Here is a 6959-nt window from a genome sequence, read left to right as displayed (position 1 = left end):
GCTTTGACCAAGATATAGAATCTATCAATTCAATAGGCACAGCCTATAAGCTTGTTTTTTCATCAGAGAAAAAGAAAACAGGACCGGAAACACCCGATCCTGTATATATCCAACTCTTAAGTCTACATAAAATTAAGATTTATAATCTACGCGATTACTGTAGTTTTTACGCTTGTCGATCAAACCATTCAGCGCATCCACGTAAGCCCGAGCACTTGCTTCCAGAATATCGGTGCTTACCCCGCGTCCCTGTACAGACAGTCCGTTTTGCGTCAGTACTACATGGACTTCACCCAGAGCGTCCTTACCATGGGTAACAGACTTGATGGAGTAATCTGAAAGTACAACGCTCTCGCTGCTGGCTTGGTCAATCGCATTATAGATCGCATCGACTGAACCATTTCCTTCAGCTTCTGTCTCGATAACCTGACCTTCATCGTTAACCAGACGCACTTGTGCGGAAGGCGTAGCCTTGTTCCCATAGGTAACAAAGATGGTTTCCAGCTTGAAAACTTCAGGTGCATCGGCCAATTTTTCTTCCAGCAATGCCAAAATATCATCGTCCGAAACTTCCTTCTTCTTATCAGCCAAATCCTTGAACTGCCCAAAAGCGCGATTCAGATCTTCTTCGTTCAATTCGTAGCCCAACTCGATCAAACGCTCACGGAAAGCATGACGACCTGAGTGCTTACCGAGTACCAGTTTGCTTTCTTTCAGACCGATACTTTCTGGTGTCATGATTTCATAGGTCGTTTTCTCTTTCAGCATACCGTCTTGATGAATACCTGATTCGTGCGCAAAAGCATTGGCTCCAACAATCGCCTTGTTGCCCGGCACTACCATCCCCGTCAAACGGCTAACCAAACGGCTCGTGCGCGCAATTTCAGACAATTGCAGAGACGTTTTGGCCTGAAAAAATTCCTGTCTCGTCTCCAGTGCCATAGCGATTTCCTCAATAGCCGTGTTCCCAGCGCGTTCACCGATACCGTTAATGGTTCCCTCAATCTGATCCGCACCGTTCAGAATGGCAGCAAGTGTATTAGCGGTAGCCATTCCCAGGTCATTGTGGCAATGTGCACTCAATTGAATCTTCTCCACATCGACCACATTTTCCTTAATGTGTTTGAATATATTTCCATACTCGTAGGGTGTCAAGTAACCTACCGTATCTGGAATATTGACGACAGAAGCCCCTTCTTGTACAGCCATAGTGACCATTTCAACCACAAAATCAAGCTCTGTACGACCTGCATCCTCCAAAGAAAACTCCACTTTAGGCAAATATTTCAACCCATAGCGTATGGCAGCACGAGCGGTTTCCAATACCTGTGCCTTCTCCATCCGCAGCTTGTGCTGACGGTGAATAGGAGAAGTTGCCAAAAAGATATGGATACACGGGTCCTGAGCTCCCTTGAGTGCCTCGCGAACCGCATCAATATCCTGTTCCCTTGCACGTGAAAGGCCAATAACCGTCGAATTTTTTACAGCTTTTGCTACTGCATTAACAGCCGCCAGATCACCCGGAGAAGCAGCCGGGAATCCAGCCTCCATACGATCGATTCCCAGCTTCTCCAACTGATGAGCGATCTCCACTTTCTCACGAGTATTCAAGTTCACGCCAGGTGACTGTTCTCCGTCTCTCAACGTTGTGTCAAATATATATATTTTGCGCAACCTAACGCACCTCCTCAGGATAGGACCCTTAAATTACAATGCGGCTCACGCAATAAGCAGGGCCGCATTGTAATTAATATTTATAAATAATTCATGTTGTCGAGTTCATAGTACAAAAGATTATTACTTTTTGATCCAATGCATCATTTCACGCAATTGTCCGCCCACCACTTCAATCGGATGGTTAGCTTCATTACGACGAGTAGCCGTCAGGAATGCACGTCCAGATTGATTTTCAAGGATGAAGTCACGAGCAAATTTACCTTGTTGAATGTCAGTCAATACATCCTTCATGGCTTTCTTCGTATCTTCCGTTACCACGCGTGGTCCAGTTACATAATCGCCATATTCCGCTGTATTACTGATGGAATCACGCATCGTTGCCAATCCACCTTCATACATCAGGTCAACGATCAGCTTAAGCTCATGCAAGCATTCAAAGTATGCCATCTCAGGAGCATAACCTGCTTCAGTCAATGTTTCAAAGCCCGCTTTTACAAGTGCGCTCACGCCGCCACACAATACCGCCTGCTCACCGAACAGATCCGTCCCCGTTTCTTCACGGAAGGAGGTTTCAATTACGCCCGCACGTGTACAGCCAATGCCTTTTGCGTAAGCAAGACCGATTTCTTTGGCTTGACCCGTTGCATCCTGCTCAATTGCGATCAACCCCGGTACCCCAAACCCTTCTACATAGGTACGACGTACCATATGTCCTGGGGATTTTGGAGCAACCAGCAATACATCGCTATCTTTAGGAGCTACGATTTGTCCAAAATGAACGTTGAAACCATGGGAGAACAAAAGAGCTGCGCCTTTTTTCAGGTTAGGTTCAATTTCATTTTTGTACACAGAAGCTTGAGTTTCATCAGGTAACAAAATTTGAACCACATCTGCACGGCTTGTTGCATCAGCTACGTTCAGAACTTCGAAACCGTCGTTTCTTGCGACATCAGCTGATTTGCCTTCACGCAAACCAATAACAACATTCACACCACTGTCACGCAAGTTTTGTGCCTGAGCATGTCCTTGGCTACCGTAACCGATAACGGCCACTGTCTTTCCTTTCAATACGCTGAGTTCTGCATCTTTTTCGTAGTACGTTGTAACTGCCATGGTTAATTTCCTCCTTTTAATTGGACCCTTCATAATGAGCGGGTACTCCAAGAGACTTCCCTCGTGATTAGTATCTAAAAATCTCTTCGAGCCCCCGCTCTTATGCGGGCGGTTCTTTATTGATGTAATGCGCTATAAGCGGTAATTCGTTAAAGCTCCATATTAAGCATTGCCACGTATCATAGCTGTAACCCCGGTTCGAGTCAACTCCCGAATACCGTAAGGCTTCAACAACTCGATCATGGCATCAATTTTTTCTGTATCGCCAATGACCTGTACGATCAAGCTCGTCGTTCCAACATCAATTACAGCTGCTCTGAATGTTTCTACCACGCCCATGATCTCTGGCCGCTGAGGCGGTTCTGCCTTTACCTTTATCATCGCCAATTCCCGAGCTACCATCGGCTTGGAACTGAGATCAATGACCTTGATCACATCAACCAGCTTGTAAAGCTGCTTTTCAATCTGCTCCAGGTTGTTCTCATCCCCTACAGTCACAATGACCATACGGGATAATCCAACTTCTTCCGATTGTCCCACAGTTATGCTCTCAATGTTAAAGCCTCGGCGACCGAACAGGCCGGACACACGTTGCAAAACGCCGGGTTGATCATTTACCAGTACAGCAATGGTATTTTTTGTTGTCATTTTACTCGTCCCCCATCAGCATTTGATCAATTGTCGAACCTTGCGTCACCATCGGATATACATTCTCTTCCTTGCTGACTACAAACTCGACAACGACCGGTCCGGGTGTATCAAGCGCCTCCTGCCAAGCCCGACGTGCCTCTTCCTTATTCGTAGCACGCAGCCCTTTGACACCGTATGCTTCGGCAAGTTTCACAAAATCCGGACTTCCAGCCAGGTCAATGTGACTATACCGATTGTCATAGATCAATTCCTGCCATTGGCGAACCATTCCAAGCACCTGGTTGTTGATAATAACGATTTTAACCGGAATGTTATTGATTGCACAGATGGCTAATTCCTGCGAACACATCTGCATACCGCCGTCCCCGTTAATCGATATTACTAATCTGTCGGGATTGGCCATCTGAGCACCGATTGCAGAAGGGAAACCAAATCCCATCGTACCGAGTCCACCAGAGGTGACCCATGAGCGTGGCTGATTGAATTTGTAATACTGCGCTGCCCACATTTGATGCTGTCCCACGTCCGTCGTTACGATTGCGCCGCCCTTGGTCGTTTCATCCAACAACTCAACAACCCATTGTGGTTTAAGCACCGTTTCAGAATCCTTATAAGAATAAGGTTTCTCATTCTTCCAATGCTGAATTTGTGCTCTCCATGCATCAGCTCGATCCGCGCGTTTCACATCCTGATTCAGCAATTCCAGCACTGCCTTCACATCACCCACGATAGGAATATCCGCTGCAACATTTTTTCCAATTTCAGCAGGGTCGATATCAATGTGGACGATTTTAGCTTGAGGAGCAAACCCATCCAACTTGCCTGTTACCCGATCATCGAAGCGGGCTCCGATACAGATCAACAGATCTGACTGTTGAATCGCCTGATTGGAGGTGTATGTTCCATGCATCCCCGGCATCCCCGTCCACAGTTCATGTCCACTTGGGAAACCACCCAACCCGAGCAATGTTGTCGTAATAGGAATTTCCGTTTTACGAACAAACTCGTAAAGTGCTTCATGTCCACCGGAGTATACAACTCCTCCACCTGCCAGAATGAATGGACGTTCTGCTTCGGAAATAGCTTGAGTTAGCTTGTCTAGTTGAATTTTGTTGGGCAGCACTTTCGGGTTATAACCCCGCATGGTCACTGGTCCCGTTTGTGGAACGAACAACGTCTGGGCTGCGGAAATATCCTTCGGAATATCAATCAGCACCGGTCCCTTCCGCCCTGTGTTGGCAATATGAAAGGCCTCATGGATGATTCGCGGCAGATCCTCTACATCTCTTACCAGATAGCTGTGCTTCGTAATCGGCATTGTAATTCCCGTGATATCGGCTTCCTGGAAAGCATCCGTACCGATCAGGGAAGATATAACGTTACCCGTGATGACCACCAACGGCACCGAATCCATAAAAGCCGTCGCAATACCAGTTACCAGGTTTGTCGCTCCAGGTCCGGAAGTCGCGATACATACGCCCACTTTACCGCTCGCCCGTGCATAACCATCTGCCGCATGAATAGCTCCTTGCTCGTGACGAGTGAGGACATGCTTGAAATCCTTAAAGCCATACATGGCATCATAGATATAAAGCACTGCACCACCTGGATATCCGAAGACACAATCTACTCCCTCCAGCAACAGGCTACGGAGTAAAATTTCCGAACCTGTAATCACTTCAGGCTTCATCCACTTTTCACGTAATTCATTGGTTGACCTAACTTCAGGAATTTGTGCACTCATTGGTCATCCTCCTTTACAAAATTTACATACATCTGACATTTGTAAAAACAAAAAAACCTTTCATCCCTAGAACAGACTTGCTGTTACTGAGGGACGAAAGGCTGTAGCTTCCGTGGTACCACCCGTGTTTGCCCGATATTTCGCAATATCGAACCTTGGCAGGTACAGAAATCGCAAAGGATCTCCATATCTGGCGTCTGTAACGTAGACCGTACGATTTTCCCTAATAGGTGATTCAGCGCACCGTTAATATCATCGGGCCCAAATACTTTTCAGGAAAACAGCTCCAAGGTGAGCTCGTTAAAAAGGGATTTTGGTGAAGCTTGCAGCTAATGCCTCACTCTCTGAACAAAAGAGCCCTAATCACTTCGTCCTCTTCATTGCCGTTGAGTTCATGTCATTCTTTCAAATGTTTAGACACATTATATGTCTCTCATCTGGGATAGTCAATACCCATATTTCATAAAAATTTATGTTTCTTTTCTGAAGCACCTCAGAGTCGCACGCTTGTAAGAGGTACCCGCATATTATAAAAAAGACCACACGGTGAGACAGTGTACTCCTCCAAAGCCACGTCTTATCTTGTTAAAAGGGTAGAAAAGGAGGCCCGTTTATGATTCGAAAACGCAGCTCTCAAGATGACACCATCATCTTTCGCCTAATCGAGCAAGAGCTTGTCCCCCTATCGCATTTAAGTGCCCAAGAAATGGAACAAATACGCAAAGAATTACCCCGGCGCTTAAACCGGGGCATCACTTTTGTAGCTTGCAGACCGGATAATGCACAGGTTGTTGGCTTCATTCATGTTATGCTGCATGGCGAACTATTATACATTGATTTGATCGCAATCTCTTCGGCTCATCAAGGTATGCGATACGGAAAAAAACTGCTGGAGCATGCCGAACACTACGGACGACTACGTCGCTGCAAGCGGGCTAAAGTTATGGTGGACGAAGACAATATCAGGGGGATCCATTTTTATCTGCGTCATCAATATCAAATACTGCGATACGTAGCTCTGAGCCGATGCCATGAACTCGAAAAGTCACTGTAAAAAGTATCTTTTTCGGGCTCAAAATTTTGTATGACTAAAATAAATTAGGGTAATACGGATATCCTACTCCGGGGTATCCCCCGTCTGTATACGGGCCTGGCTGCGGACCATATCCTGGTCCTCCATAACCTGGACCGTAGCCTCCATATCCCCCACCATAGGCACCAATGTATGGAGCTGTGCCGATGGCAAGCAAGTCAAACAGCACCAGAGGAATAATCGCCTTCGTGTTTACCTTTTTCTTGCGGTTTGGTTGAAGAACCAGTCGGTTACCCGAAATGCGAATCAGCTTGCCGCTGACCTGGGAACCATCCTTACGAGTAGCAAAGATGACTTTGCCGACAAGCTTCTCCACCTGCTTTCTGGTTACTGCCTGTTTCATCGTATTTCCTCCTTCTTTCTCAACGGATGGACAGATTGAACGGCTCCTTGATAGCTCATCACCACCAAAAATAGACCGGAGCTGACAGGGGCCGAGCGTCCCGTCCAATCTGCATAGCACAGTCTATTCCATTCATGCCAGTAGCGTATGTTTAAATGCCTGCACAATATAAAAAAATCTGGTACCTGCACATGCAGATACCAGATTTTTTATACACCAGGATTTTGCGAAATTCGATTCCAGTCGCTCCGAAGTGCAAGATATAGACGAACTAAACCATTTCGATCTATATCTTGTTCATTGGAAGTCGCTTATGGGATTTTTGCAAAATCCTCACA

General features: G+C 46.3%; 6 protein-coding genes. 1 reads left to right on the top strand and 5 read right to left on the bottom strand.

The window, feature by feature from the left end; genetic code table 11:
• Positions 1–132 precede the first annotated feature (132 nt).
• The 4 genes from GRP75_RS16405 to ilvB all read right to left on the bottom strand — a co-directional run bounded on the left by GRP75_RS16405 (position 133) and on the right by ilvB (position 5185).
• Positions 133–1674 carry a 2-isopropylmalate synthase gene (locus GRP75_RS16405; RefSeq protein ID WP_025724101.1) on the bottom strand — a complete coding sequence of 514 codons (1542 nt, stop codon included), beginning with the start codon at positions 1672–1674 and terminating at the stop codon, positions 133–135.
• Positions 1675–1797: 123 nt separating this feature from the next.
• Positions 1798–2790 carry a ketol-acid reductoisomerase gene (gene ilvC / locus GRP75_RS16400; RefSeq protein WP_160789822.1) on the bottom strand — a complete coding sequence of 331 codons (993 nt, stop codon included), beginning with the start codon at positions 2788–2790 and terminating at the stop codon, positions 1798–1800.
• A 162-nt stretch (positions 2791–2952) separates the two neighbouring features.
• Complete coding sequence (gene ilvN, locus GRP75_RS16395; protein WP_023987760.1) at positions 2953–3438, bottom strand: acetolactate synthase small subunit; 486 nt, start codon at positions 3436–3438, stop codon at positions 2953–2955.
• Between the two features lies 1 nt (position 3439).
• On the bottom strand, positions 3440–5185 hold the full coding sequence (gene ilvB, locus GRP75_RS16390) for a biosynthetic-type acetolactate synthase large subunit (RefSeq protein ID WP_023987759.1): 1746 nt from the start codon (positions 5183–5185) through the stop codon (positions 3440–3442).
• Positions 5186–5798: 613 nt separating this feature from the next.
• Between ilvB and GRP75_RS16385 the strand changes: the two genes are divergently transcribed.
• Positions 5799–6239, top strand: coding sequence for a GNAT family N-acetyltransferase (locus GRP75_RS16385; protein ID WP_068940002.1), 441 nt, complete (start codon positions 5799–5801; stop codon positions 6237–6239).
• A 34-nt stretch (positions 6240–6273) separates the two neighbouring features.
• Here GRP75_RS16385 and GRP75_RS16380 read toward each other — a convergent pair whose 3' ends face one another.
• Positions 6274–6621 carry a hypothetical protein gene (locus tag GRP75_RS16380; RefSeq protein WP_023987757.1) on the bottom strand — a complete coding sequence of 116 codons (348 nt, stop codon included), beginning with the start codon at positions 6619–6621 and terminating at the stop codon, positions 6274–6276.
• Between the last annotated feature and the right edge of the window lie 338 nt (positions 6622–6959).

This window comes from Paenibacillus sp. OT2-17, from assembly GCF_009827695.1.
Taxonomy (GTDB): domain Bacteria; phylum Bacillota; class Bacilli; order Paenibacillales; family Paenibacillaceae; genus Paenibacillus; species Paenibacillus polymyxa_B.
This window is presented reverse-complemented; position numbering and strand designations above follow the sequence as displayed.